Here is a 23,601-nt window from a genome sequence, read left to right on the forward strand (position 1 = left end):
GTATACAGCTTGGCGACAAATCGTGGGCAAGGGGGGATCTACAGGCTACCTTAAGTAGATAAGCTGTTGTAGGATCACGCAATTGGATTGGGACAGGGGTTTGGACATCCTATGATTTTAACTTTGGTATTGCTGTCTATCGGCGCGCTCCTGTTTTTGGTTATCGCCTATAACGTGGTACAGCAATATAAGCAGAAGGCGGAGGCTGAAAAGCGTCACGCCGTTGCCAGACACAAGACGGTAGCCGACGAGACCGAAGAGGTACTGCTGAACGTCAATCTGGTGCCTTTCTCCAAAAACATGGTGTTGCTGTTGCAGCACCGGATCCTTGATGCCTATCGCGCCATCGCCCAGGTGATGCCCAACAACCAGATCAAGCAGCGCATCGCCGATGTGCAGATCCAGATCAAGAACGTGCAGGAAAATTACAGTGCGCAGGATGAGGGGCACTTCAAAACCCCCGAGTCTGATCGTCAGGCGATCCAGATGTTGCAGCTGGTAAAAAAGCTACGTGCCGTACTGCGTGTCGAGCACAACAAGGGCAAAATTGATCCGCAGGGGTTTGCTCAGGAAGATCGTCGTCTCGAGCTGATGCAGCTCAAAATCAACATCTCGAATCTGGTCAAGCGGGCGATGGATGCCCGCATTCAGGGCCAATATGGTACTTGCCGCCAGCTCTATACCAAGGGGTTGTCGGCAATGGCCAGCATTGGCGACAAGGATCCCTATCTGTTGGCTCGTGAAGAGGATATGCGTCAGGGGCTCAAGGAGCTTGAAGAGCTGCAGCAGCAAAACAGCGCGCAGGATCTGCAAAACATCAAGGACAAGGAAGCCGACGAGCTCGATGTCCTGTTTCAACCCAAGAAGAAATGGTAAGCATGTCCCACCCACTCGATTCCACACTGGGGCCAATGGCCCCATTTGTTTCTCAGCTGTTGACCGAACTGGCCGCTGCTGGCGTCACATTTTCCCAGCCAACGGTCGATCACCTCTGTTATCGGGCGGCGACCTTGCAGGAGTACCGCGCGCTGTGTGCTGTATTGGCTGAAGCGGGCTCCTTGCTGGTGGAGGGGATGATCGGCGGTCGCCCGATTGCCACTTATCAGTTGCATCAGCCACTGCTGGCTGGTGAGGTGCAGGTACCCTGTATCGAGCTGGCGGCGCCGAAACCGGGGCGCATCCATCAGGCAGGACTGGAACATATCGAGCTGGTGGTTACTTCACTGCAGGATCTGGTAGCGCGCTATCCCGAGCAGCCATTCAAAACCGGCAATATGCAGGATACCCGCAACCCCGATATCGGCCTGATGTTGCCCTCCGGTCAGATCAAGTTTCACTTACGCTCGCTGGCTGAGGTGATCGCCGAAGAGGTGGCGACCGGTGCTGTGGTCGCGGTGCCTGCGGATTATTTCGATCAGGAGTGATCCTGCGCTCTATGCGGTGCGAGCCTGACAGGCTCTTGAATAACGCAGCAAAAGGGGTCACCGGTGTGACCCCTTTTGCTATCTGGCGGTGCTGGGTTGCGAGAGCGCTATCTGCTCGTGGGTGACCCTGTTTGCGCTGAGCCTGTTACCCGTGTCGGTGGGGTTGCTGGGCGGGCAGTGGCGATTGGCTTCGCTGCTTGAGACGGCCGAGCCAGAGGCTCAAGCCGGCCGTCAAGATGAGGACCAGTTCAATACCCATGACCAGACCGCCCAGCTCGCCCTGCTCCCAGAAGGGGTGTAGGTAAAGTCCCCCCAGACTGGCTCCCAGATAGTAGGCTACCAGATAGAGAGAGGAGGCGAGGGCGCGGTTGTGTTCGACATGATGACCAACCCAGGCACTAGCGCAGGCGTGTGCCAGGAAAAAGCCGAAGCTGGAGATCAGCAAGCCACTCAGGATCCCGAGCAGGCTAGCTTGCAGTAGCCATAGACTGCCGAGGGCCATCAGGGCGATCCCGACCAGCAGCATGCGTTGTGCCCCCCAGCGGTTGGCAAAGCGGCCGCTCAGTGAGGAGGCCACCGTCCCCGAGAGATAGGTGAGAAACAGCATGCCGAGCCACTGGGTGGGCAAGGAGAATGGGGGCTTTGCCAGCAGGAAGGTGAGATAACTGAACTGGTTCAGAAACACCATAAAGTTGAGTCCCCCGATAAGGTAAGCCCCTACCAGCAAGGGATTGGTCAGGTGCTGCTGCAAGGCGCGAGCAAATTGGCCGCGAACGGGGGCGCTCGCCACAAAGCGGGTCTGATGGGGCAGCAGCCAGAAGACCAGCGGCAGCAGTGACAGGCTGATCACACCGATCCCCAGAAAGGTATGTTGCCAGTCGCCAAACCAGCCCGCCAGCAGGCCGCCGACCACCCGACCGGCAATGCCACCGAGGGAGTTGGCGGCAATATAGACCCCCACCGCCGAGAGCAGCGCCCGTTTACTGAACTCTTCCCCCATATAGGCAATCGCAGTGGCTGGTAACCCGGCCAGCAGCGCGCCCTGCAGGATGCGTAGCAACAGCAGTGAACCAAACTGCTCAACCAGGGGGATCAACAGTGAGAGCAGGATCGCCAGGGTGAGTGTACCCAGCATGACCTGCCGACGGCCATGGCGATCCGCCAGTCTGGCGCAGATCAGCAAGGAGGCGGCAAGGCCTGCTGTGCATCCTGCCAGGGTCCAGCTGGCCGAGAGGGAGTTGACCGAGAAGACCTCGGCGATCAGGGGTAACAGGGGATGGGTCTGGTAGAGGTTCAGAAATACCAGAAAAGAGCCCAGGCTGAGGGCCAGGGTTGCACGTATCCACTCGCGACTTCCGACTTCAATCATTGCGTATTGTCCTGACTACTTTTGGTCAGGGTAGAGTCCTTGCAGTTATAAATATAATATATTTAAGTTATCCATCTCATAAGATGAATTGATACATGGATCTGAAACAGCTCACCTATCTGCTGGCGGTCAGGGATGCCAGCTCATTTACCAAGGCAGCCAACAGTCTGCATGTGGCACAGCCGGCCATCAGCATGGCCATCGCCAAGCTGGAGCAGCAGCTCGAATTGCGGCTGTTTGATCGACAGGACCGGGCGGTACGGCTCACCCCGGAGGGAGAGGTGCTCTGTCGCCATGCCGAGCGCTTGTTGTTGCAGATGCATCAGGCCGAGGCCGAGATGGCCGAGCTCAAGGGGCTGGAGCGGGGGGAAGTGCGGATCGGGATCCCCTATATGATGGGCTCCTACTATTTCCCCCCTCGTCTGATGGCCTTCAAGCATCGCTATCCCGGCCTCAAGATCCGGGTCGAAGAGGCCGGCACCCGTGAGCTGCTCAGCCGGATGGTGGATGGCTCCCTCGATCTGGCCATTCTCATTACCAGTGATCTCCCCCCCGCCATCGAGGGGGCACATCTGCTGAGTGAAGAGATGTTGATGGTGGTGGGGGACGATCACCCCTTGCGTGGCGCATCGGCCGTCACCCTCTCTCAGTTTTTCGCTCAGGAGCTGGCGCTGTTTCGCCGTGGTTTCTACCACCGGGAGCATATGGAGGCGCTGGCCCAGAGCCTGGGCGTCGAACCCGATATCGCCTTCGAGAGCAATCTTATCCCTCTGCTCAAGGCGGTGGTGCGGCAAGGCTTTGCGGTGACCACCTTCTTGCGGATGGTGCTGGAAGAGGAGCCGGATCTGAGTGGCGTGCCCTTCGACCCGCCTATCTATCTCGATCTCTGCGTGGCGTGGCGGCGTGGCGATCCGCTCTCCATGGCCAACCGTGCCTTGCGCGACTTTCTTCTCAAGGATCGCCCGGCCTGATGGCGGCGGGCCATTGCTGAAAGTTTGTTACTATTAACGGTGGGTTCGCTTGAGGGCTACACCATGAAATTGCAGCAATTGCGCTATATCGTCGAGGTGGCCAACCACAGGCTGAATCTGTCGGCCACCGCCGAGAGCCTCTTTACCTCCCAGCCCGGGATCAGCAAACAGGTGCGGATGCTGGAGGATGAGCTGGGGATCCAGATCTTCGAGCGTAGCGGCAAACACCTGACCCAGATCACCCCCATCGGTCGGGATGTGATCAAAGTGGCCGCGGAGGTGCTGGACAAGGTGGCCACCATCAAGGTGATGGCCAGGCAGCATGTGCATCCGGAGCAGGGAACCCTCACCATTGCCGCTACTCATCTGCAAGCCCGTTATATTCTGCCCGCCATCCTCAAGGGATTCATGGCCCGCTTTCCCAAAGTGGCCGTAACTGTGATGCAAGGGAGTGCGGCGCAGTGCCGCGCAGCCGTGCATGATGGCGCTGCCGATCTGCTGCTGGCGGATGAACCGGAGGAGGGGAGCGATCTGCTCATGCTCCCCTCTTTTCAGTGGCAACGGGGCTTGGTGCTACCCAAGGAGCATCCGTTGGCCAGAGCACCATCGCTGACCCCGGCTGAGCTGGTGGAGTTTGCATTGGTGACCGATGGAAGGGCTCTCTCCACAGCTCATGGCACTGATTGCGCTCATGCCGAGAGCCGGATCGCCTGCTGTGCGAGCGACAGCGATGTGCTCAAGACCTATGTCAGACAAGGAATGGGCATCGGGGTGATGGCAACTTTTGCTTGGGAGCCCCAGCGCGATGGCGATCTGGTGCTCAAAACGGCGCCCTGGCTACCAGGCGGTGTGGCCGCTATCGGGTTGCGCAGAGGGGCATTTTTATGCGGCTATCTCTACGATCTGATTGAACGTCTCGCGCCGCAATTGACCCGCGAGCGGGTCGACCAATACTGTGCTGCCCGCACTGGCGAAGAGCTTGAAGCTATGCTGGCCAATCTGACCGTGCCACTTAGATAGCCAGGGTTGATTTGTGGTCGATCCAAGAAAAACGCCTCCCAATGGGAGGCGTTTGACTATCTGGCATTCGTCAATGCAGGCTCACTTCTTCAGCATATGATCAAGCTTGTTGGCCTTGGTCGACAGATAGAACTCGTTGTGGGGATTGCGCCCTTCCTGCAACGGAACCCGTTCGGCCACAGGAATACCGAAGGATTCCATCGCTTTCATCTTGCGCGGGTTGTTGGTCATCAGTTTGAGAGACTTGACCTCAAGCTGCTTGAGCATATCGGCGCAGATGGTGTAGTCGCGCATATCGGCGGCGAAACCAAGGGCTACGTTGGCCTCCACGGTATCGGCCCCCTGATCCTGCAGGTGATAGGCGCGGATCTTGTTGAGCAAGCCGATGCCACGGCCCTCTTGACGCACATACAGCAACACGCCACGACCGGCTTTGGCGATATTCTCCATGGCCGCCTGCAACTGGAAACCGCAGTCACAACGCAGGCTGAACAGGGCGTCGCCGGTCAGGCACTCTGAGTGGATCCGGCCCAGCACGGGCTCGTCACCGGTAATGTCGCCCATCACCAGTGCGGCGTGATCTTTGCCTGTGCCGGTTTCCTGAAAACCTACCAGCGTGAAGGTGCCCCAAGGGGTGGGCAATTTGGATTTGGCCACGAGGGTAACGCTGCTCATAGGTTGCTCCTTACTACTAACGGCTCAAAAAAGGGGGCCAGTTTAGCGCGCCTTGTCAGGAACGACCATAAGAACAAGTCCCTGCATTGCTTAATGAAATCTCCAAATGAGATACAAGCACAGCTGTCCGTCGGGGTTTTGGTCCTTTGTGCGGATTGATGACTGCCAGGCTCACCACATTCGGGTATAATCGGCGCCCATTAACCCGCCCCTTCGGGATGGGAGCAACACAGTGCAGGAGAGAAGTTATGCCTCAGATGGCCCCCGTAATGACAATTGATGGCCCCAGTGGTGCAGGTAAAGGCACCTTGTGTCAGCTGCTTGCTGAGAAGCTGGGTTGGCACTTGCTGGACTCGGGCGCCATCTATCGGGTGTTGTCCCTGGCCGCCCTGCATCACGATGTAGAGCTGGACAGTGAAGCCTCACTGGTGCCGCTGGCCGCCAATCTGGATGTGCAATTTCAGGTTGAGGGCGATCTGGTCAAGGTGATCCTGGAAGGGGAAGATGTCTCCCGTACCATCCGCACCGAAGAAGTGGGTAATGCTGCCAGTAAAATCGCCGCCTTCCCCCGTGTGCGCGAAGCCTTGCTGCGCCGTCAGCGGGCATTTCGTCAGGCCCCGGGTCTGATTGCGGACGGTCGTGACATGGGCACAGTTGTTTTCCCCGAGGCCGAGGTGAAGATTTTCCTCGACGCCAGTGCCGAAGAACGGGCCCAGCGTCGCTATAAGCAGTTGCAAGATAAGGGCTTTGATGTTAACTTTGAGCGTCTTTTAACCGAGATTCGGGAACGTGACGATCGCGACAGAAATCGCGCTACTGCACCCCTGAAACCGGCAGAAGATGCTCTGGTGGTAGACTCTACCGCTATGACCATAGATGAAGTGCTGGCAACAGTACTCGCCTATGCAGAGCAACAACTTGGTGATGCCAGCGCAAGCTGACATCCGGTCGTCTGCACCAAGGATGGCGCAGATTATTTAAAACAGCCCCGCTTGTGCCGGATTGCAAGTGGATGTTTCATTTGTGACATAAACAATGATCGAATCTTTTGCTCAACTCTTTGAAGAGTCCCTGAACGCCGTTGAAACCCGTCAAGGTTCCATCGTCAAGGGTACTGTCGTTGCTATCGAGAACGGTTTCGTACTGGTTGACGCCGGTCTGAAATCCGAGTCCGCTATCCCGGCTGAAGAATTCAAGAACGCCATGGGCGAGCTGGAAATCAACGTCGGCGACACCGTTGACGTGGCTCTGGACTCTATCGAAGATGGTTTCGGCGAAACCAAGCTGTCCCGCGAAAAAGCCAAGCGCCACGAAGCCTGGCTGCAGCTTGAGAAGGCTTACGAAGAGCAAGCTACCGTTATCGGTATCATCAACGGCAAGGTCAAGGGTGGTTTCACCGTTGAACTGAACGGCATCCGTGCCTTCCTGCCGGGTTCTCTGGTTGACGTGCGTCCGATCCGTGACACCGCTCACCTGGAAAACAAAGAACTCGAGTTCAAAGTCATCAAGCTGGACCAGAAGCGCAACAACGTTGTTGTTTCCCGTCGTGCCGTGATCGAGACCGAGAACACCTCCGAGCGCGAAAGCCTGCTGGCTAACCTGCAAGAAGGTCAAGAAGTTAAGGGTATCGTCAAGAACCTGACCGACTACGGTGCATTCGTAGATCTGGGCGGTGTTGACGGCCTGCTGCACATCACCGACATGGCGTGGAAGCGCGTTAAGCATCCTTCCGAAATCGTCAACGTTGGCGACGAGATCGCTGTCAAGGTTCTGAAGTTCGACCGCGAGCGTACCCGTGTATCCCTGGGTCTGAAGCAGCTGGGCGAAGATCCCTGGGTTGCTATCGCCAAGCGTTACCCGGAGACCACCCGTCTGTCTGGCCGCGTGACCAACCTGACCGACTACGGCTGCTTCGTTGAAATCGAAGAAGGCGTTGAAGGCCTGGTACACGTATCCGAGATGGATTGGACCAACAAGAACATCCACCCGTCCAAAGTTGTTAACGTTGGCGACGTGGTTGACGTGATGGTTCTGGACATCGACGAAGAGCGTCGTCGTATCTCCCTGGGTCTGAAGCAGTGCAAATCCAACCCGTGGCAGCTGTTTGCCGAAACTCACGCCAAAGGCGACCGTGTTTCCGGCAAGATCAAGTCCATCACTGACTTCGGTATCTTCATCGGTCTGGATGGCGGCATCGACGGTCTGGTTCACCTGTCTGACATCTCCTGGAACAACCAGGGCGAAGAAGCCGTGCGTGAATTCAAGAAAGGCGACGAGATCGAAGCCGTTGTTCTGCAAGTGGATCCGGAGCGTGAGCGCATCTCCCTGGGTGTCAAGCAGATCGAAGAAGACCCGTTCAACAAGTACCTGGCTGACAACAAGAAAGGTGCTATCGTGAAGGGTAAGGTTACCGAGGTTGATGCCAAAGGTGCCGTTATCGAACTGGCTGATGGCGTAGAAGGCTACCTGCGTGCCTCCGACGCTGCTCGTGACCGTGTAGAAGACGCCACTCTGGTGCTGTCTGTTGGTGACGAAGTTGAAGCTAAATTCATGGGCGTTGATCGTAAGAACCGCACCGTAAGCCTGTCTGTCCGTGCTAAGGACGAGGCTGATGAGCGTGTTGCTATCGATAACCTGAACCAGCAAGAAGAAGTTGTGTTCAGCAATGCTATGATGGAAGCGTTCAAAGCCGCCAAGGGTGAGTAATCCTTGATGCAAGAAAAGGGCGGCATTGCGCCGCCCTTTTTTATCCTGGCAAAATGAATATTGCATGTGATCGGGGAAGGAGATTTAACGTTATGACCAAATCAGATCTCATCGAACAACTGGCAGCCAGCCGCATGCATATGCCGGCCAAGGATGTCGAAGCCGCCATCAAGGAGATCCTTGAGCAGATGGCGTCGACCTTGCAAAACGGCGACCGGATTGAAATCCGCGGATTTGGCAGTTTTTCACTGCACTATCGTGCGCCCCGTGTGGGCCGCAACCCCAAGACTGGGGACAAGGTTGAACTGACAGGGAAATATGTCCCGCACTTCAAACCTGGTAAAGAGTTGCGCGAGCGCGTCAACATCATTGAATAATGCAGAAATGGGCATACCTCGGGTATGCCTTTTTTCTTTTTGGCACCGATTCCTGTGCCAATCGTCTTGTTTCTTAAACTCTTTTCCCATTCACTCTAGAGTCTGCCTGCGATTTTAAGGATAATCAGCCTCTCATTAGATACTGACAGGGAGCTCTTATGAAGCGTATTTTGGCCCTCATTCCGCTGGTGCTGGTGTTTGTTCTGACCCTGGCGCTGGGCTCACAAAATGGCCAGCTGGTTCAGTTCAATTACCTGATCGCTCAGGGTGAGTTTTCACTTGCCATGCTGTTGGGCTTCTTCTTTGCTGGCGGTTTTTTGCTGGGCTGGCTGGTATTCGGCCTGCTGTTCCTGCGCCTGAAAATGCAAAACCGCACCCTCAACCGCACCATGCGTCGTCAATCCCGCGAGTTGGAGCTGGCCCGGTCACCGGGTAAGGAATAATGTTCCTCAATGCTTGAACTGCTTTTCCTGCTGTTGCCCATCGCCGCCGGTTATGGTTGGTACATGGGTCGCAGGAGTGTTCGCCAGGACACCCAAAAACAGAGTAACCAGTTTTCCCGCCAGTATGTGGCGGGCCTCAACTATTTGCTGTCCGATGAATCCGACAAGGCGGTGGATCTCTTTATTCAGCTGCTTGAGGTGGACAGTGAAACCATCGAAACACACCTCTCCCTCGGCAACCTGTTTCGCCAGCGTGGGGAGGTCGATCGTGCCATCAAGATCCACCAGAACCTGGTAACCCGCCAACTGACCCGGGAGCAGCGACAGCTTGCCCTGCAGGAGCTTGCGCGCGACTTTTTGGCTGCTGGTCTGCTGGACCGAGCGGAAGCGCTCTGGAATGAGCTGTGTGACGACAGCGACTATGAAGAGACGGCGCTGGCACAGCTGTTGATCATCCATCAGCAGTTGCGGGATTGGGATAAGGCCATCGATGTGGCGGTGCGTCTGCAAAAATTCCAGGGCAAGAAGCTGGCCGACCCCATCTCCCATTTCTATTGCGAACAAGCCGAGATCGCGCTGCGTGAGGGCAATAAAGGGGAGGGGCTGGCCAAGCTCAAACGGGCGCTCAGTATCAATCCGGCATGTGCCCGGGCCAGTTTGCGCCTCGCTGAGCTCGCCATAGCAGAGGGGGAGTATGAGCAGGCCAGCAAGGAGCTGCTGCGGGTGTTCGAGCAGGATATCGATTTTGCCTCCGAGGCAATGCCCAAATTGCTCGAGTGCTATCAGCAGTTGGGGCGCACGCCTGCGTTGATCCCGCTGCTTGAGAAGGCAGTGGAAGATCACGCCGGCGTCAGCGTGACCCTGGCCCTTGCCAAGCTGGTTGAAGAGCGTGATGGCCTGAGCCAGGCCCGTTCGCTGGTGCTGCGTCAGCTGCGTCGTCATCCGTCGATGAAAGGTTTTTACCAGCTGGTGGGTTTTCAGCTGGCCAGTGCGGAAGAGGGGCCAGCCAAGGAGAGCCTCGAACTGTTGCAACAGCTGGTCGGCGAGCAGATCAAAATCAAGTCAACCCACAAGTGTCGGCAGTGCGGCTTTGCCACTCACTCGTTGTTCTGGCAGTGCCCGTCTTGTCGCCAGTGGGGTTCCATCAAGCCGATCCGTGGTCTGGACGGTGAATAACAAGCAATAGGATGTGAGATGCAAGATCCCAAAGTACTGGTAGCGCTGGATTATCAGCACGAGGCAGATGCCTTAGCGTTCGTTGAACGTATCTCTCCGGCCCAGTGCCGTCTCAAGGTAGGCAAGGAGATGTTTACCCTGTTTGGCCCGCAGTTTGTACGCCAGCTGGTGGCCAAGGGATTCGATGTCTTTCTGGATCTGAAATTTCACGATATTCCCAATACCGTTGCCAAAGCCGTGGCAGCCAGTGCCGAGCTCGGTGTCTGGATGGTCAACGTGCATGCCAGTGGTGGCGAGCGGATGATGCGTGCCGCCAAAGAGGCGCTACTGCCTTATGGCGACAAGGCCCCCCTGCTTATCGGCGTGACCGTGCTGACCAGCATGGAGCAGTCCGACATGATCCCCCTCGGGTTGGATGTGAGCCCTGCCGAGCAGGTGATCCGGCTGGCTACCTTGACCAAGGCATCCGGCTTGGATGGGGTTGTCTGCTCTGCCAACGAGGCCCATGAGCTGAAAGCCTTGTTGGGCGCCGATTTCAAGCTGGTGACCCCGGGTATTCGCCCGACCGGTTCAGCAGCCGGGGATCAGCGCCGGGTGATGACACCGAAATCCGCGGTCGAGGCGGGGTCCGATTATCTGGTTATCGGTCGCCCCATTACGCAGGCTGCCGATCCGGCCGCCATGCTGGCCAGCATCAATGCCGAGCTGGTTGGTGCGTAACAGGCTCACTCAGTGATACACGGTGCAGGCCGAGCAACAGGCCTGCACCGGCCCCGATAAGATGAGAGCCGATGTGTACCCTGGCATTGATCAGGGTGGATATCGGGGTCTCTCCTGCGTTGTAGAAGTCCATCGCCAGCTTGAGCCCCATCCCTGCCAACAGTAGCCAGCCCGATGTGCGGCGTCCGTGGCGAATATCCTGCATTGCCCCCCAGACAAACAGGCCATGCAGCGAGCCGGATAGCCCCATGTACCATTGGGTCTGCGGGCACCACCACCAGATCCCCAAGCCCACTGCCAACCAGAGCAGCAACATCAGCAGCGGCAGGCGAGCCCCACCCAGATAGTCGCGAAACAGGCTATAGAGGATGGCGAGGCCGCCCAGATTGAGCAGCAGGTGCCACAGATTGGTATGAGCCAGATTGCCTGTTATGATCCGCCACCCTTCGCCCCCGGCGATCAAGGGCCGATCGAAGGAGAGCTGAAGATTGGGAACGGTAAAGAAGAGTAGCAAGCTGGTGAGAGAGAGCGTGATAACCCAGAGCAATCCAGATTTGTCTGACAACATGAAACAGTCCAACGACAAGAACAGTCGATACTGTACACGTTGCACCCGAGCCCTCAAAGCCTGCCTGTGCGATTATATTGTGCCGGTTGACAATCACACGCCCCTCTACATCTTGCAGCACCCCAACGAGGTGGCACATCCCAAGGGGACCGCGGCACTGCTGGCGGCCTCTTTGCAACAGTGCGAGATCCATGTGGGGGAGGACTTTTCCTGCGATGAGTGGCTCAATGGGTTACTCGCAGATCTTTCTCGTCGCTGCTATCTACTCTGGCCGGATGAGGATGCCATTTCGCTGACCGATCTTCGCCAACAGTGGGAGAGTGAATCCTCTGGCTCCGTATCCGTCGCCTTTATCTTGCTTGACGGCACCTGGCGCAAAGCCTATCGCATGTTGCAGAGCAACCCGGCACTGGCCCGCTTGCCCCGCATCGGCATTGGTGCCATTGCCGGTCAATATGCCATTCGCAAGAAACCCTTTCCCGATGCCCTCTCTACCATAGAGGCGGGCTATCACCTCTTGTCCCGGTGGGAGGGAAGGCCGGAGCGCTATGCGCCCTTGCTGACCCTGTTCAATCGGTTGAATACCCAGTGGCAGGACTTTGCCGAAGGCCGCCGCGCGTGACAATTCAAGGAGTTATCAAGATGAAAAAAGCAGTCGTGGTTTTCAGCGGCGGTCAGGACAGCACTACTTGTCTGGTGCAGGCATTGGCCCGGTATGATGAAGTGCACGCCATCACCTTCGACTATGGCCAGCGCCATCGGGAAGAGATCGACACCGCGCGCCGTCTGGGCAGTGCACTGGGGATTGCCGCCCACAAGGTGATGGATGTGACGCTGCTCAATGAGCTGGCGGTCTCTGCCCTGACCCGTGACGACATTCCTGTCAGCTGCGAGCTGCAGGATAACGGGCTGCCCAACACCTTCGTGCCGGGCCGCAATATCCTGTTCCTGACCCTGGCCTCCATCTATGCCTATCAGGTAGGCGCCGAAGCGGTGATCACTGGTGTCTGCGAGACTGACTTCTCCGGCTATCCCGATTGCCGTGACGCGTTCGTCAAGGCCCTCAATCAGGCGGTGTCGCTGGGGCTGGATCGCGGTATCCGTTTTGAAACTCCCTTGATGTGGCTCGACAAGGCCGAGACCTGGGCACTGGCGGATCACTATGGTCACCTCGACACGGTGCGCCAGCAGACCCTGACCTGCTACAACGGCATTGCCGGTGACGGCTGCGGCACGTGTCCTGCGTGTGAACTGCGCCGTCGCGGCCTGAACAACTATCTGGCCGATAAGGCGGGCATCATGGCCAGACTATTTGAGAAAACCGGGCTGGGCGAGAAAAGCGCAGAGTGAGCCTGCGTCTTGCCGTGGCTTGGGGTATAATCCGCGACTTTTGCAACAAGCTGTGATCGAGATGCACTACCCAATCAACGAGATTTTCCAGACCATCCAGGGGGAGGGCATCTTTACCGGCCTGCCCGCCATCTTTGTTCGCCTGCAGGGTTGCCCGGTGGGCTGCCCCTGGTGCGATACCCGTCATACCTGGGTTGTTGATCCGGCTCGTGAAGTGGGCAAGGAGGCGGTGCTGGATCGTTCCAACGAATCCGATTGCTGGAGCCAACTCAGCACAGCGCAGATTATCAAGAGCTTTGGCGATCTGGGTTATCAGGCGCGCCATGTGGTGATCACCGGTGGCGAGCCCTGCCTCTACGATCTGCACGAACTCTCGTCAGCATTACTGGCGGCGGGTTATCAGGTGCAAATTGAAACCAGTGGCACCAGCGAGATCAAGACTCATGAGCAGACCTGGGTAACAGTCTCCCCCAAGATCGGTATGAAAGGGGGGCTGCCTGTGCTGGTCTCGGCGCTGGAGCGGGCCAACGAGATCAAGCATCCGGTGGCCACCGAGCACCATATTGAAGAGCTGGATGTGCTGCTGGCGACCGCAACTCTGCGCCCGGACGTGGTCATTGCCTTGCAGCCGATCAGCCAGAAACCACGGGCCACCCAATTGGCGATGGATACCTGTATCGCGCGTAACTGGCGACTCTCAATCCAGACTCATAAATATCTGGATATTGATTAATATGGATTGGCTATCCGACGAACAGGTACTGCTGACTCTGACTAACAAGATGCCTTACGGTAAATATCAGGGGCGGCGTATCATCGATATTCCCGAGCCCTATCTGGTGTGGATGGCGCGCAGCGGTTTTCCGGCGGGTAAATTGGGCCAGACGCTGGCGTTGGCTTACGAAATCAAACTCAATGGACTCGAGTCCATGATTATTCCCATTATTAACAGGATGTCGGTATGAGAATATATACGAGGCAGGGCGACAAGGGCATGACCCGGCTGGCCGATGGTATCCCATTGCCCAAGGATCATTTGCGGGTCGAGACTTACGGTTATATCGATGAGCTCAACTCCCATATTGGCTTGCTGATTTGTGACGTGCCATCGCAAGAGGTCGGCTTATTGGCTGATTTACAGCTGTTGCAACAGGAGTTGTTTGATCTGGGGGGCGAGTTGGCATTCTCCAGCGACGCCCAGAATGAATCAATTTGGCAAGTTAATGCTGCCTGGACCACTCGCCTTGAACAGCAGATAGATCGTTATAGCGAGCCATTGCCACCGCTGCGCCAATTTATATTGCCGGGTGGTTCCCGTGCCGCGGCGCAAGCGCATGTGGTGCGTACTCTGGTGCGTCATTGCGAGCGCTTGCTGCTGACCTTGAGCCGGGAAGAGCGGGTCAATCCCGAGGTGCTGCCCTATCTGAACCGGATGAGTGACTGGTTCTTTACCGTTGCCCGCTATCTCATCTGCGTGGCAGGGGATCGTGAAGTGCTGTGGGTCAAGGCAGCAGATCGTCCGCAATCGGCTATCTGATATTTCACGTTTAAGCGGCAATAAAAAACCTCGCCTTGGCGAGGTTTTTTATTAGCAACGCAAGCGCTGTCAGATAGCAAAATCTTCCAGTGATTTGCCTGCTGCCACTGCGCTGGCAATGACTGAAGGCATACGGCCCTGGCCGGTCCAGGTTTTCTCTACGCCATTATCCTGATAGCGATATTTGGCAGGACGTGGCGCCCGCTTGGCTTTTTCTGATTTGCCGGGGTTGGTAGCGACAGCGCTTACCAATTCTGCCGGGTCAATACCGGCGGCTTTCAGCATTTCGCTATATTCGTTAATTTTCCGCAGATGCTCTTCACGGGCCTGACGCTCGGCAGCTTCATCCTGCTGACGTTCAGCAACGATAGTAGAGAGTTTTTCCAGTGCCTCTTCCAGTTGTTCCAGAGAAAGCTCGCGGCAGGTCGCACGCAGACTGCGGATATTAAGCAGTACCTTTAAAAATTCATTCATAGGAGTTACCACGTCGAGTCAGAGAAAAATATTATGTTCCAGCTGATTCTTGCTTGGTGATTTAAATAAGTCAAGCCGGGTTAAATATAATATCCGTGGGGAACATCAATATAGATATTTAATATGGCCAGCAATAGGCTTGGTGATTGGATGCCAATGAAGCCGTAGTAGGTGAAAATAGCGCCAAAGCTGGCGTTGTTGCATCATTTGACTACCATTTTTCGACCTTGATATGTTTATCGTGACTATTTAATCAAAAAACTTGCTATAAGCTGCCATCTCGATAAAATGTGCGGCGAATACCTTTAAGTAGAGGCGCGCTGCCTATGAGTATTTGTGCGGAGGGTGATGCCTGTGATGCACAAGGAAAGGAGTCAGCGCCGAAGTGGCCAGGCCATCATACCGGGCTGCTGGTTCTGCATCTAATAGGTGCAGGACTGCCATAGTCATCCACTATGGAGCGCTACCTGAAGGGGCTGAGGAGTATGACCTCCCCATAGGTTTTGTTTCTTTAGATCCTCTCGGTAGATCTCCACCTGTAATCTTTAGGTGCAAAGAGATCATGGACATTAGTCATTTCGCCGACTCCGGTTGGTCCGTTCTTCCCCCCCTGTTGGCTGTCGCGCTGGCGATCATGACCCGCCGCGTGCTGCTGTCCCTTGGTGTGGGCATCGTCACCGGCAGTTTGCTGCTCAATCAGTTTTCACCCCTCGAATCCCTGCATTACATGTTGAATACCGTGCTCAAGATCTTCTGGGTCGATGGCGCGCTCAATCGTGACAATGTCAACATGATCCTGTTTATGCTGCTGCTGGGTGGCCTCATCAGCCTGATGAGCGTCTCCGGGGCGACCCGTGCCTTTGCCGAGTGGGCCGAGCGTCGTGCCAAGACCCGCAAGGGCGCCAAAGCCCTGACTGGGATGATGGTGTTTGCCTTCTTTATTGATGACTTCTTCCACAGCCTGTCGGTGGGGGCTATCTGCCGTCCGGTCACCGACCGCTTCCAGATCTCCCGTGCCAAATTGGCCTATCTGCTGGACTCCACCGCGGCGCCGGTCTGCGTGCTGATGCCCATCTCCTCCTGGGGGGCTTATATCATCGCCCTGGTTGGCGGCATCATGGCGGCCCACGGTCTGACCGAGCAGAGCCCCATCGCTGCGTTTGTCGAGATGATCCCGATGAACCTCTACGCCGTCTTCACCCTGATCATGGTGCTGGTGGTGATCGCCTGTCAGCTGGATATCGGCCCGATGCGTCAACACGAAGCGTGGGCGCTGGAAGGCAAGCTGTGGGATGAGTCCAAGGGCCGCCCCATCGGTCTGGATATGGAGAGCCCGGAGGAGAGCAACGGCGGCATGATCGACATGGTACTGCCGATCCTGACTCTGACCGCCGCCACCATCTATTTCATGATTGATTCCGGTGCTGCGGTGCTGAGCGAGAAAGGGCTGCCATTCAGCGTGCTCGGCTCGTTCGAAAATACCAACGTCGGCTCTTCGCTGGTCTACGGTGCCCTGTGCAGTCTGGTGGTCTCCATCGGTCTGGCGATGCGCCTGAAGCTGGGAGCCAAGAACTGGATCAAGGCCGCGCCGCAAGGCGTCATGGCCATGCTGCCAGCCATCAACATCCTGCTGTTTGCCTGGACCATAGGTGCCGTGGTGCGCGACGTGGAGACCGGCAAGTACCTGGCTTCGCTGGCTAACGGCAACCTGCCGATCGAAGTGCTGCCTGCCGTGGTCTTTATCCTCTCCTGTGCCATGGCGTTTGCTACCGGTACCAGCTGGGGTACCTTCGGCATCATGCTGCCGCTGGCCGGTGACATGGCCGCCGCCAGCGACATCAGCCTGATGCTGCCGATGCTGGCTGCGGTACTGGCTGGCTCGGTGTTCGGGGATCACAGCTCACCCATCTCCAGCACCAGCATCCTCTCTGCCACCGGTGCCGGTTGCCATCACATCGATCACGTGATGACCCAGCTGCCCTATGCACTGGCCATCGCCTTCGGCGCGGCCATCGGTTACCTGGCGATGGGCTTGATGCACTCCAGCCTGGCCGGTTTCAGTGTCAGTGCCCTCTGGTTCGTGCTCTTTACCGGCTATCACCTGAAAAAGGCCAAAGCGCGGCCAGTGCTGGCCACCGCGTAACATTTATAGAGCAAGGGGCCCGCGGGCCCCTTGGTTTTGTCAGGGGCTTTGGTTAGCATGCGCCCCATAAATTCAGTTTCGGAACAGTATCATGGCTTCACTGCACTACAAATTTGCCACCATGAATTCAGGCAAATCCACCCAGCTCATTCAGGCGCACTTCAACTATCTGGAGCGGGGCATGCATCCTCTGGCGATGACGCCAGCCATCGATGACCGTTTCGGGGTCGGGGTGATCAGTGCCCGGGTTGGCCTTGAACTGAAGGTGGACGTGTTCAGCGACAGCTGCGATCTGTTTGAAATGGTGAAAGCGCGCCATGCGAAGAAACATATCGATGTTTTCATCGTGGACGAGGCCCAGTTCCTGACCCGTGAGCAGGTCTACCAGCTGGCCCGCATCGTCGATGAGCAGGATATTCCGGTGATGGCCTATGGCCTCAAGACCGATTTTCGCGGTGAGCTGTTCCCCGGTTCCTACCATCTGCTCTGTCTGGCCGACAAGTTTGAAGAGCTGAAGAGCATCTGCTGGTGTGGCAACAAGGCTCACATGAACTCCCGGGTCAACGAAGCGGGGCAGGTGATGCGTGATGGCGAACAGGTGGAGATCGGCGGCAACGATCGCTATGTATCGCTTTGTCGCAAACACTATCTCGAAGGTCGGGCCTACAAGTAAGTCGGCTGCGATATTTGAATCGTCGAGCAGGGCGCCAATCTGGCGCCCTTTTTATTTTCCTGCTTGCTTCTCTGCGGTTCAGTCGATCTCGATATCCACCGGCGCAATGATGGGGTCGGCCACCGGCAGGCGTTGAAACAGCTGGCGAAAATGGTGCTGTACCCGGCCTATATCGACCAGTGACATGCCGGAGGCAAAGCCGAACCAGACATAGAGGCCGGTGAGATCGCGAAACATCGGCGGCAAATAGCGGGGAGCGGCGATCAGCCCCTCCAGATAGTGCTGATAGAGCACCGGAATGTCATCCAGTGTCACCTTGCCGACAAACAGCATTGGCAGGATCTCGGGCACCCCTTCCAGCACGGCGCTGCGGATAAAGTTGACCGTCTCCACATAGCCACGCACGTAGGAGAGATCCTTGGTAAAACAGGCGCCGCCGCCCACCATGCCGCCACGAAAGACCCGCTGGGTGATCTTGTAGGCGTCGTGCTCGCTGGTGCCCTGCTGTACGAAGTGCTTAAACACCTCGATAAAATCGGCGCCGCGCTCGGCCATGTCGATGGCCATCACCCGATCGGAGATGCGCTTGGCCCGATCCGGAAAGGAGCTGAAGGTGAGGGTCTCTATCAGAACGGCCAGCCCCTCCTGACAGGCGGTGATCCGCGGTGAACCGGCGCTCAGCCAGGTGGCATAGGGCTGCTGGCGACCGTTGAGGGTGGTGCCGACATGAACCCACCCCTCGTGCACCTCCAGCACCTGCAAGTCCAGCTCGGAGAAACGGGCGTGGGAGTTGAGCTTGATGTAGTCGCCACCGGCAGCGGCATCGGAGACAATCCCATCGCTCAGCTTCACCTGCACAGTGCCGTCACTGAAGTAGCTCGACAGCTTGCCCTGCAGTTTGGCGACCGCGGCCTCTCCTTCGAACTCCTTGGGGTAGGGGCGCACCAGATGGCGGGCGCCGGGCAGGGAGAAGATATCGCACAGGCGGGCGCCCAGCTCCTTGAGAGTCTTGCGATCCCCGCGCAGGTGATCGCTGGCAGAGCCATAAAGCAGCTGGCTGTAACGCTGAAAATCGGGTTGGCCGCGCTGGCGCAGCATCTCGATCACCACCATGTACTGATCGACCGTCTCTTGCAGGATCCGGCCAAGATCGTCCTGTGGCCCCAGTTTTCTGCGGATCCTGTCCCGCAGCTCCTTGAGTTCCAGATACTTGTTGCGCGGATCGAAGCCGAGGGGGAGGGCATCATAGAAGTGCCTGTCGATAGCGGGCTGCTCCCTGCCACCGCTTGCCAGAAAGCGATCCTGCAGATGGCGTGGCCATTTGATGGCATCCAGAATGCGGATGGGTTTTTGCAGGGTGAGCAGCTCATCCGAGAGTGATTTCAGATGAAGGCGATACTTTTCTTGGATAGTCATGGGGCCCCCTGTGGGGCAAGCGTCGTCGTGGATTTGGCTGAGTATATGCATAGCGCTTGCCAAAAAGAAGCGAGCCGCAGGGTTATTGGGTTGGCGTGCTTTTTGTTGATAGCAAATTGGTTTAGACTGCGCCCCTTGATCCCAATCTTGTCGTGGAAATGATGAATATCCCCAGCTCCGAAATGATAATGCGTTGGTTGCAACAGGCTCGTATCGAGCACTATGTCTGCGACCAGTGTCACGGTATCCACATTGTCTCTTTGCAGTCGGTCGATGGTATTCAGGAGAGCCGGATCTTCGTGGAAGAGGAAGGCCTGCTGTTCTCCTCCGAGCTGGAAGTGCGCCCCTCCGCAATGCTGCCGCTGGTTGCCGAACTGGGCCGACTCAATATGCAGTACCCCTCCCTCAAGGTGTTCCTCGATATCATCGATGACAACCTGCCGCGGCTGGTGGTCGGGCACACCGTCTTTACCAAGGCCGGACTCAGCGTCGAGCAGTTCCTGCTGTTCGTGCAAAGCACCATCGCTGCCACCCACGAACTGGTTGCCGAATGCGAACGTTCCGGCTTCCTCAACCTGCCGGAAATCCAGGTTGCACCGGAATCTGTGCATTAAGTGTTCGAACGGTTCGCCAGGTGAAAAAAGCCGTTGACGCGGGCGGGGCTTTCCCCTAAATTACGCCCCGTTCCAGCGCAACAGCGCAGCGAACACCGTGTTGGCTGAACACGTTAAACCACAGACCAAAATTTGGTGAGGTGTCCGAGTGGCTGAAGGAGCACGCCTGGAAAGTGTGTATACGGCAACGTATCGAGGGTTCGAATCCCTCCCTCACCGCCACATTGCAAAGCCCTGATGGAAACATCAGGGCTTTTTGCTTTCTGGCGCAATCCCCGCGTGGTTGCTGGCATAGGAATGCAAATCCTCATTGTTGATAGCCCAGCATCTGGCTGAACCTCTTGGGCAATCGTAGTGAAAAGCCTCGGTGACTTTGACGCCACGGCCAACCCATTGGTCGATCCTTTTAAAGTTTCCGCCCAATTCAGTAAAAGGGCCTCTCGCAAGAGAGGCCCTTTTCATTGCTCGCTGATTTGCCCTGCTCGGTACTTGAAAGGCATTCCGTGGTGATACGGGTTAATGCTCCACAGTCAGCGGATCCGGGGGCAGGTTCAGATGCTTGGTGATGGCCTGATAGAGCTGGGGGTAGTTATCGTCAAAATGGTGTCCTCCCGGCAGGGTGACGGTGGTGACGTTGGGTTGGTTGAGACGGGGGCAGAGGCGGTCGCCGTTATCGTCATCGGTTCCTTGCAGGCAGAGCATCGGCAGGTCGCGGATGGTTTTCACCTGCGGTTCGGTCGGGTAGCTGCGCACCTTGTGGGTCAGCATATCGCTGACGTGGATCTCGAAGTCCGAGCTGGTGGAGGGGGAGAGCATCACGGCCCCGACCAGCCCCTGACGATAGTGCTCCGGCAACCGGTTGATGACGAAGGGGACAATCTCGGCACCAAACGAGAAGCCTACCAGCAGCCAGTGAGGGCGCTGCCAGCGAGTCTGGTAATCATTGAGGATCCGCTCCAGATCGGCGGTCACCTGCTCCGGGGTTTTCTTCTTCCAGTAGTAGGTGAGGGAGCTCCAGCCCACGACCGGCATGCCGTTCAGCTGAAACTGGGCGCTCAGCCCCTTGTCGAGGGCCGCCCAGCCGCCATCGCCGCTGAGAAAGATCACCATGGGGGTGTCGGATGACTGCTTGACCGGCAGCTCAATCAGGCTCAGGTCATCCTTGACCGGGGCTGCGTGCGCCGCAAAAGATGAAACGGGCAGTACGAGACTGAGTAACAGCAATATCAGGGCTCTCATTGGCCATCCTCCTATTTCTTGATCAGCCCTAGCGGGCCGCGGCTAATCAGGGTGATCAGGTGAGTCAGGGTTCTGGGCAGTACCAGCTTGCTGCTGCAGAGCAGGTAGCGGGGTTCCCAGCGGGGCGAAAATTTCTCCTTGTAGCGTCTGAGCCCCTGAAAGTTGTAAAAACGGCTGCCACGCACAAACAGGGTATTGCCAAGGCGGGCCCAGTAGCTGTTGAGCGGGTGATCGTTGAAGCCGGACATGGGGGCCATCCCCAGATTGAAGCTGGCGTACCCTTGCGCCTTGCCCCACAGCAGCAGTTCGACAAAGAGAAAATCCATGATGGGGGCGGTGCCGGTATCCAGGCTGTAGCGCATCAGATCGATGGAGAGCATCTCCTTGTTATCGCTCACCCAGAGGTTGGCAAAGCCGACGATCTGCCCCTCGTGCCACACCAGCGCAGCCGGGCTCAAGGTCAGGTAGTCAGGCTCGAAACGGCCGACCGAGAAACCCTTCTCCTTGCCCATTTTGCTCTGCAGCCAAGTATCGGAGACGGTCTGCAACCTAGGCAGCAGGGGGGCCACGGCGCTTGCCTCGACCACCTCGAAGGTCAACCCTTCCCGTTTGCCCTTGGCGTGGCTCTGGCGCAGGTTGCGCAGCCGGCTGCCAGCCAGATCGAAGGTGGCCAGATCGACCATCGCCTCTTCACCGAGCTTGAAGGGGATCAGCCCCAGCTCCAGATAGAGCGGAAGATAGCGGGCCGAGACCTGATAAAAGACCGGATTGGCGTCGTGCTCGTCGCATCGCTCGCGAAATTGCCAGAGCAGCTCTTCGATCTGCTCGGGGCGACCGACGGGATCCCCCATCACAATCCAGCTGTTGCCCTCGATGCCATACATCAGGAAGGCGTCGCCGGCGGGGTGGAATAGCAGGGACTTGTCCTGCAGCTGGGCCAGATAACCGTGGATCCCCCCTTCGCGAACCACCAGCTCGTGAGCGCGCGCCAGCGTCTCCTTGTCCGGTTTTTCACCGACCACGCGCAGCGGCGCAAGCAGCTGGGCAGCCCCGGCCACGGCCAGCACTGCCACCACGCTCCCCATGGCGCGCAGGCCGCGGGCAGCCCCGCCGTGGGGCGAGAAGTGGAACCAGAGGGCGTGGTCATACTCCACCTGACGATAGGAGAAGAGCAGCAGCCACAGTGCTCCCAGCAGCACGGCGCCGACCGAGATGAGCCAGCCCGGGGTGTACTGGGGATAGAGCAGCGATCCCTTGCGATAGAAGAGGGCGCTGCAGGGAGTCATGATGAGCAGGAAGCTGCCGAGCAGCAGGGCTGACTCCCAGTCTCCGCCCTTGAGCAGGGAGAAGGCGACACCCAGTGCCAGCAGCAGCTGGGTGATGCGAAACGCGGCGTCGTGACGGCGGTAGAGGCTGCGCGCCAGCAGGATCAGGAGGATACCGCTCACGCTGCCGAGCACGTGGGAGAGCTCCAGCAGATGGAGCGGCAGCACCTGCAACCACACTTCGATGTGGCTGCGCATGGTCGGGATCATGCCCGAGCAGAGCAGCAGGCTGCCGGCGGCAAAGGTGCCCATGCTGATAAGGGCAGGCAGAAATTCGCGCACCGCGCTCATCAGCCCCTGTAGCCGCTGCCAGCGCGCTTTTTGTTGCAGCATCTCCTGACTCGCAAAGAGCAGCAGGGCACAGAGAAAGGGAAGCAGATAATAGATGCAGCGGTAGAGTAGCAGCGAGGCGAGCAGCTTGTCGGCCGGCAGGTAGTGGGCCAGCAGCAGGCTCATACTTGCTTCGAACACGCCGATCCCGCCCGGCACGTGGGCCAGTACCCCGAGGAAGCTGGCCAGCACGAAGGCACTGAGCAGCACAGGGTAGGGGACGCTATCTGCAGGCAACAGCACAAACAGCACGGCGGCGGCGGCCATCCAGTCGGCCAGCGCGACTAGCAGTTGCAACAGACGTATCCGAAAGCCCGGCAGGGTCAGGGTGTGTTTCCGCAAAGAGAGATGTGGGGCGGGCCAGCAGAGGTAGCAGGCCACCAACAGCAGCGCCATAGCGCCAGCCAGATTGAGCAAGGTATCTGCCCATTGCGGCCAGTCAGGCAGCAACTGTGATGCATCGCAGGTCAGTAGGGCGCCACCTCCCCACGCTAGCAGGCCGAGGAAGAAGGTGATGGAGCAGAACAGCACCACGCGTGCCACTTCCCCGGTGGCGAGCCCCAGTGCGGAGTAAAGGCGATAGCGTACCGAGGTGCCGGTCAGCAGGGCAAATCCCAGGGTGTTGGAGAAGGTGTAGGCGATAAAGGAGGTAATGCTGACCTGTTGCCAGGGAAGGCGCTTGCCCAGCGCATGGAGCGCCAGCATGTCATAGCTGCAGAGGCAACCATAACTGAGCAGGGTCAGCAGCAGGGCGCCCGCCAGTCGCGGCAGGGGTTGGGACCAGATGGCCACACGAATATCGTGCCAGTGCCATGCCTGAGTCAGGTGATACAGCACGGTCAGTGCGGTGCCGAGCAGCAGCAAGCTGCACAAGGGGCCGAGCCATTTAAGCAGATGACGCCACATGCCATGTTCCTGTGGTCATTGACCGTTTCCCGCAAAGGGGGAGCCGGGTCGTGGATCCGGTTTGGACGAGGGAGGCGCTCGTCAGGAAAATTTCGGGAAGAGATGGAAAGGGAGGCGTCAGCCTCCCTCTGTGATATCCAGTGAC

At 57.6% G+C, this 23,601-nt stretch carries 25 protein-coding genes, 1 tRNA gene and 1 riboswitch; of the genes, 19 read left to right on the top strand and 7 right to left on the bottom strand.

Annotated features, from left to right (window positions below):
- Window positions 1-111: 111 nt before the first annotated feature.
- Window positions 112-876: a DNA repair protein gene (locus G5332_RS05460; RefSeq protein ID WP_216953387.1), complete on the top strand. Its 765-nt coding sequence runs from the start codon at window positions 112-114 to the stop codon at window positions 874-876.
- A complete protein-coding gene (locus G5332_RS05465; protein ID WP_031227877.1) occupies window positions 870-1,424 on the top strand; it encodes a VOC family protein in 555 nt (184 codons plus the stop codon). Before G5332_RS05460 ends, G5332_RS05465 begins: the two co-directional genes overlap by 7 nt.
- Window positions 1,425-1,569: 145 nt before the next feature.
- On the opposite strand, the gene G5332_RS05470 is transcribed toward G5332_RS05465, so the two are convergent.
- A complete protein-coding gene (locus tag G5332_RS05470) occupies window positions 1,570-2,793 on the bottom strand; it encodes an MFS transporter (protein WP_021231402.1) in 1,224 nt (407 codons plus the stop codon).
- 95 nt (window positions 2,794-2,888) lie between these two features.
- Between G5332_RS05470 and G5332_RS05475 the strand changes: the two genes are divergently transcribed.
- Window positions 2,889-3,764: a LysR family transcriptional regulator gene (locus G5332_RS05475; protein WP_266135531.1), complete on the top strand. Its 876-nt coding sequence runs from the start codon at window positions 2,889-2,891 to the stop codon at window positions 3,762-3,764.
- Between the two features lie 63 nt (window positions 3,765-3,827).
- The gene (locus tag G5332_RS05480; RefSeq protein WP_421172598.1) at window positions 3,828-4,784 is read left to right on the top strand and encodes a LysR substrate-binding domain-containing protein; all 957 of its coding nucleotides are present in this window, start codon (window positions 3,828-3,830) and stop codon (window positions 4,782-4,784) included.
- An 81-nt stretch (window positions 4,785-4,865) separates the two neighbouring features.
- Here the strand turns inward: G5332_RS05480 and ribA are convergent, their stop codons facing one another.
- Window positions 4,866-5,459 (bottom strand): GTP cyclohydrolase II, encoded by a 594-nt coding sequence (ribA, locus tag G5332_RS05485; protein WP_005351157.1) that lies wholly within the window; start codon window positions 5,457-5,459, stop codon window positions 4,866-4,868.
- Between the two features lie 248 nt (window positions 5,460-5,707).
- Here ribA and cmk point away from each other — a divergent pair, with 248 nt between their 5' ends.
- The 6 genes from cmk (at window position 5,708) to pyrF (ending at window position 10,881) form a co-directional block, all read left to right on the top strand.
- Window positions 5,708-6,400: a (d)CMP kinase gene (cmk, locus tag G5332_RS05490; RefSeq protein WP_019444698.1), complete on the top strand. Its 693-nt coding sequence runs from the start codon at window positions 5,708-5,710 to the stop codon at window positions 6,398-6,400.
- A gap of 94 nt (window positions 6,401-6,494) precedes the next feature.
- Window positions 6,495-8,165: a 30S ribosomal protein S1 gene (gene rpsA / locus G5332_RS05495; RefSeq protein WP_005337148.1), complete on the top strand. Its 1,671-nt coding sequence runs from the start codon at window positions 6,495-6,497 to the stop codon at window positions 8,163-8,165.
- Between the two features lie 92 nt (window positions 8,166-8,257).
- On the top strand, window positions 8,258-8,542 hold the full coding sequence (ihfB, locus tag G5332_RS05500) for an integration host factor subunit beta (protein WP_005299934.1): 285 nt from the start codon (window positions 8,258-8,260) through the stop codon (window positions 8,540-8,542).
- Window positions 8,543-8,700: 158 nt separating this feature from the next.
- Window positions 8,701-8,985, top strand: a complete 285-nt coding sequence (locus G5332_RS05505) for a LapA family protein (RefSeq protein ID WP_005337143.1) — start codon at window positions 8,701-8,703, stop codon at window positions 8,983-8,985.
- A 9-nt stretch (window positions 8,986-8,994) separates the two neighbouring features.
- Window positions 8,995-10,161: a lipopolysaccharide assembly protein LapB gene (gene lapB / locus G5332_RS05510; RefSeq protein WP_227342575.1), complete on the top strand. Its 1,167-nt coding sequence runs from the start codon at window positions 8,995-8,997 to the stop codon at window positions 10,159-10,161.
- A gap of 18 nt (window positions 10,162-10,179) precedes the next feature.
- The gene (pyrF, locus tag G5332_RS05515; RefSeq protein WP_227342577.1) at window positions 10,180-10,881 is read left to right on the top strand and encodes an orotidine-5'-phosphate decarboxylase; all 702 of its coding nucleotides are present in this window, start codon (window positions 10,180-10,182) and stop codon (window positions 10,879-10,881) included.
- Here the strand turns inward: pyrF and rrtA are convergent.
- Window positions 10,856-11,449 carry a rhombosortase gene (gene rrtA / locus G5332_RS05520; RefSeq protein ID WP_179214420.1) on the bottom strand — a complete coding sequence of 198 codons (594 nt, stop codon included), beginning with the start codon at window positions 11,447-11,449 and terminating at the stop codon, window positions 10,856-10,858. The genes pyrF and rrtA overlap by 26 nt on opposite strands.
- On the opposite strand from rrtA, the gene G5332_RS05525 reads away from it, so the two are divergent.
- From G5332_RS05525 to G5332_RS05545, 5 genes are all read left to right on the top strand, one after another.
- Window positions 11,448-12,071 (top strand): tRNA-uridine aminocarboxypropyltransferase, encoded by a 624-nt coding sequence (locus G5332_RS05525; RefSeq protein WP_201990207.1) that lies wholly within the window; start codon window positions 11,448-11,450, stop codon window positions 12,069-12,071. The genes rrtA and G5332_RS05525 overlap by 2 nt on opposite strands.
- Window positions 12,072-12,091: 20 nt before the next feature.
- Window positions 12,092-12,799 carry a 7-cyano-7-deazaguanine synthase QueC gene (queC, locus tag G5332_RS05530; RefSeq protein ID WP_201990205.1) on the top strand — a complete coding sequence of 236 codons (708 nt, stop codon included), beginning with the start codon at window positions 12,092-12,094 and terminating at the stop codon, window positions 12,797-12,799.
- Between the two features lie 61 nt (window positions 12,800-12,860).
- Window positions 12,861-13,532 carry a 7-carboxy-7-deazaguanine synthase QueE gene (gene queE / locus G5332_RS05535; protein ID WP_227342578.1) on the top strand — a complete coding sequence of 224 codons (672 nt, stop codon included), beginning with the start codon at window positions 12,861-12,863 and terminating at the stop codon, window positions 13,530-13,532.
- Between the two features lies 1 nt (window position 13,533).
- Window positions 13,534-13,764, top strand: a complete 231-nt coding sequence (locus G5332_RS05540; RefSeq protein WP_005337126.1) for a DUF3820 family protein — start codon at window positions 13,534-13,536, stop codon at window positions 13,762-13,764.
- Window positions 13,761-14,336 carry a cob(I)yrinic acid a,c-diamide adenosyltransferase gene (locus tag G5332_RS05545; RefSeq protein WP_100646101.1) on the top strand — a complete coding sequence of 192 codons (576 nt, stop codon included), beginning with the start codon at window positions 13,761-13,763 and terminating at the stop codon, window positions 14,334-14,336. Before G5332_RS05540 ends, G5332_RS05545 begins: the two co-directional genes overlap by 4 nt.
- A gap of 69 nt (window positions 14,337-14,405) precedes the next feature.
- On the opposite strand, the gene G5332_RS05550 is transcribed toward G5332_RS05545, so the two are convergent.
- Window positions 14,406-14,810: an H-NS family nucleoid-associated regulatory protein gene (locus tag G5332_RS05550; RefSeq protein WP_075115902.1), complete on the bottom strand. Its 405-nt coding sequence runs from the start codon at window positions 14,808-14,810 to the stop codon at window positions 14,406-14,408.
- A 302-nt stretch (window positions 14,811-15,112) separates the two neighbouring features.
- A riboswitch (Lysine riboswitch) is annotated at window positions 15,113-15,284 on the top strand.
- A gap of 88 nt (window positions 15,285-15,372) precedes the next feature.
- On the opposite strand from G5332_RS05550, the gene G5332_RS05555 reads away from it, so the two are divergent.
- Window positions 15,373-16,953 carry a Na+/H+ antiporter NhaC family protein gene (locus tag G5332_RS05555; RefSeq protein WP_005351177.1) on the top strand — a complete coding sequence of 527 codons (1,581 nt, stop codon included), beginning with the start codon at window positions 15,373-15,375 and terminating at the stop codon, window positions 16,951-16,953.
- 91 nt (window positions 16,954-17,044) lie between these two features.
- On the top strand, window positions 17,045-17,626 hold the full coding sequence (locus tag G5332_RS05560; RefSeq protein ID WP_005351181.1) for a thymidine kinase: 582 nt from the start codon (window positions 17,045-17,047) through the stop codon (window positions 17,624-17,626).
- 78 nt (window positions 17,627-17,704) lie between these two features.
- Here G5332_RS05560 and G5332_RS05565 read toward each other — a convergent pair whose 3' ends face one another.
- A complete protein-coding gene (locus G5332_RS05565) occupies window positions 17,705-19,042 on the bottom strand; it encodes a flavohemoglobin expression-modulating QEGLA motif protein (protein ID WP_421172597.1) in 1,338 nt (445 codons plus the stop codon).
- 158 nt (window positions 19,043-19,200) lie between these two features.
- Between G5332_RS05565 and G5332_RS05570 the strand changes: the two genes are divergently transcribed.
- Together G5332_RS05570 and G5332_RS05575 are read left to right on the top strand one after the other, a co-directional pair.
- Window positions 19,201-19,656 carry a YbjN domain-containing protein gene (locus G5332_RS05570; protein ID WP_005337119.1) on the top strand — a complete coding sequence of 152 codons (456 nt, stop codon included), beginning with the start codon at window positions 19,201-19,203 and terminating at the stop codon, window positions 19,654-19,656.
- Window positions 19,657-19,790: 134 nt separating this feature from the next.
- Window positions 19,791-19,878 (top strand) — tRNA-Ser (locus G5332_RS05575).
- A gap of 294 nt (window positions 19,879-20,172) precedes the next feature.
- Here G5332_RS05575 and G5332_RS05580 read toward each other — a convergent pair.
- Window positions 20,173-20,895 (bottom strand): virulence factor, encoded by a 723-nt coding sequence (locus tag G5332_RS05580; RefSeq protein WP_216953396.1) that lies wholly within the window; start codon window positions 20,893-20,895, stop codon window positions 20,173-20,175.
- An 11-nt stretch (window positions 20,896-20,906) separates the two neighbouring features.
- Window positions 20,907-23,456 (bottom strand): bifunctional lysylphosphatidylglycerol flippase/synthetase MprF, encoded by a 2,550-nt coding sequence (mprF, locus tag G5332_RS05585; RefSeq protein ID WP_227342580.1) that lies wholly within the window; start codon window positions 23,454-23,456, stop codon window positions 20,907-20,909.
- Between the last annotated feature and the right edge of the window lie 145 nt (window positions 23,457-23,601).

Origin of the sequence: Aeromonas sp. 603757 (assembly GCF_049171255.1) — a bacterium.
Taxonomy (GTDB): domain Bacteria; phylum Pseudomonadota; class Gammaproteobacteria; order Enterobacterales; family Aeromonadaceae; genus Aeromonas; species Aeromonas veronii_A.

What these genes read in the sequence shown, in the direction of transcription:
- G5332_RS05460 (WP_216953387.1), top strand. Translation starts at nt 112, where the DNA reads ATGATTTTAACTTTGGTATTGCTGTCTATCGGCGCGCTCCTGTTTTTG.
- G5332_RS05465 (WP_031227877.1), top strand. Translation starts at nt 870, where the DNA reads ATGGTAAGCATGTCCCACCCACTCGATTCCACACTGGGGCCAATGGCC.
- G5332_RS05470 (WP_021231402.1), bottom strand. Translation starts at nt 2,793, where the DNA reads ATGATTGAAGTCGGAAGTCGCGAGTGGATACGTGCAACCCTGGCCCTC.
- G5332_RS05475 (WP_266135531.1), top strand. Translation starts at nt 2,889, where the DNA reads ATGGATCTGAAACAGCTCACCTATCTGCTGGCGGTCAGGGATGCCAGC.
- G5332_RS05480 (WP_421172598.1), top strand. Translation starts at nt 3,828, where the DNA reads ATGAAATTGCAGCAATTGCGCTATATCGTCGAGGTGGCCAACCACAGG.
- ribA (WP_005351157.1), bottom strand. Translation starts at nt 5,459, where the DNA reads ATGAGCAGCGTTACCCTCGTGGCCAAATCCAAATTGCCCACCCCTTGG.
- cmk (WP_019444698.1), top strand. Translation starts at nt 5,708, where the DNA reads ATGCCTCAGATGGCCCCCGTAATGACAATTGATGGCCCCAGTGGTGCA.
- rpsA (WP_005337148.1), top strand. Translation starts at nt 6,495, where the DNA reads ATGATCGAATCTTTTGCTCAACTCTTTGAAGAGTCCCTGAACGCCGTT.
- ihfB (WP_005299934.1), top strand. Translation starts at nt 8,258, where the DNA reads ATGACCAAATCAGATCTCATCGAACAACTGGCAGCCAGCCGCATGCAT.
- G5332_RS05505 (WP_005337143.1), top strand. Translation starts at nt 8,701, where the DNA reads ATGAAGCGTATTTTGGCCCTCATTCCGCTGGTGCTGGTGTTTGTTCTG.
- lapB (WP_227342575.1), top strand. Translation starts at nt 8,995, where the DNA reads ATGCTTGAACTGCTTTTCCTGCTGTTGCCCATCGCCGCCGGTTATGGT.
- pyrF (WP_227342577.1), top strand. Translation starts at nt 10,180, where the DNA reads ATGCAAGATCCCAAAGTACTGGTAGCGCTGGATTATCAGCACGAGGCA.
- G5332_RS05525 (WP_201990207.1), top strand. Translation starts at nt 11,448, where the DNA reads ATGAAACAGTCCAACGACAAGAACAGTCGATACTGTACACGTTGCACC.
- rrtA (WP_179214420.1), bottom strand. Translation starts at nt 11,449, where the DNA reads ATGTTGTCAGACAAATCTGGATTGCTCTGGGTTATCACGCTCTCTCTC.
- queC (WP_201990205.1), top strand. Translation starts at nt 12,092, where the DNA reads ATGAAAAAAGCAGTCGTGGTTTTCAGCGGCGGTCAGGACAGCACTACT.
- queE (WP_227342578.1), top strand. Translation starts at nt 12,861, where the DNA reads ATGCACTACCCAATCAACGAGATTTTCCAGACCATCCAGGGGGAGGGC.
- G5332_RS05540 (WP_005337126.1), top strand. Translation starts at nt 13,534, where the DNA reads ATGGATTGGCTATCCGACGAACAGGTACTGCTGACTCTGACTAACAAG.
- G5332_RS05545 (WP_100646101.1), top strand. Translation starts at nt 13,761, where the DNA reads ATGAGAATATATACGAGGCAGGGCGACAAGGGCATGACCCGGCTGGCC.
- G5332_RS05550 (WP_075115902.1), bottom strand. Translation starts at nt 14,810, where the DNA reads ATGAATGAATTTTTAAAGGTACTGCTTAATATCCGCAGTCTGCGTGCG.
- G5332_RS05555 (WP_005351177.1), top strand. Translation starts at nt 15,373, where the DNA reads ATGGACATTAGTCATTTCGCCGACTCCGGTTGGTCCGTTCTTCCCCCC.
- G5332_RS05560 (WP_005351181.1), top strand. Translation starts at nt 17,045, where the DNA reads ATGGCTTCACTGCACTACAAATTTGCCACCATGAATTCAGGCAAATCC.
- G5332_RS05565 (WP_421172597.1), bottom strand. Translation starts at nt 19,042, where the DNA reads ATGACTATCCAAGAAAAGTATCGCCTTCATCTGAAATCACTCTCGGAT.
- G5332_RS05570 (WP_005337119.1), top strand. Translation starts at nt 19,201, where the DNA reads ATGATGAATATCCCCAGCTCCGAAATGATAATGCGTTGGTTGCAACAG.
- G5332_RS05580 (WP_216953396.1), bottom strand. Translation starts at nt 20,895, where the DNA reads ATGAGAGCCCTGATATTGCTGTTACTCAGTCTCGTACTGCCCGTTTCA.
- mprF (WP_227342580.1), bottom strand. Translation starts at nt 23,456, where the DNA reads ATGTGGCGTCATCTGCTTAAATGGCTCGGCCCCTTGTGCAGCTTGCTG.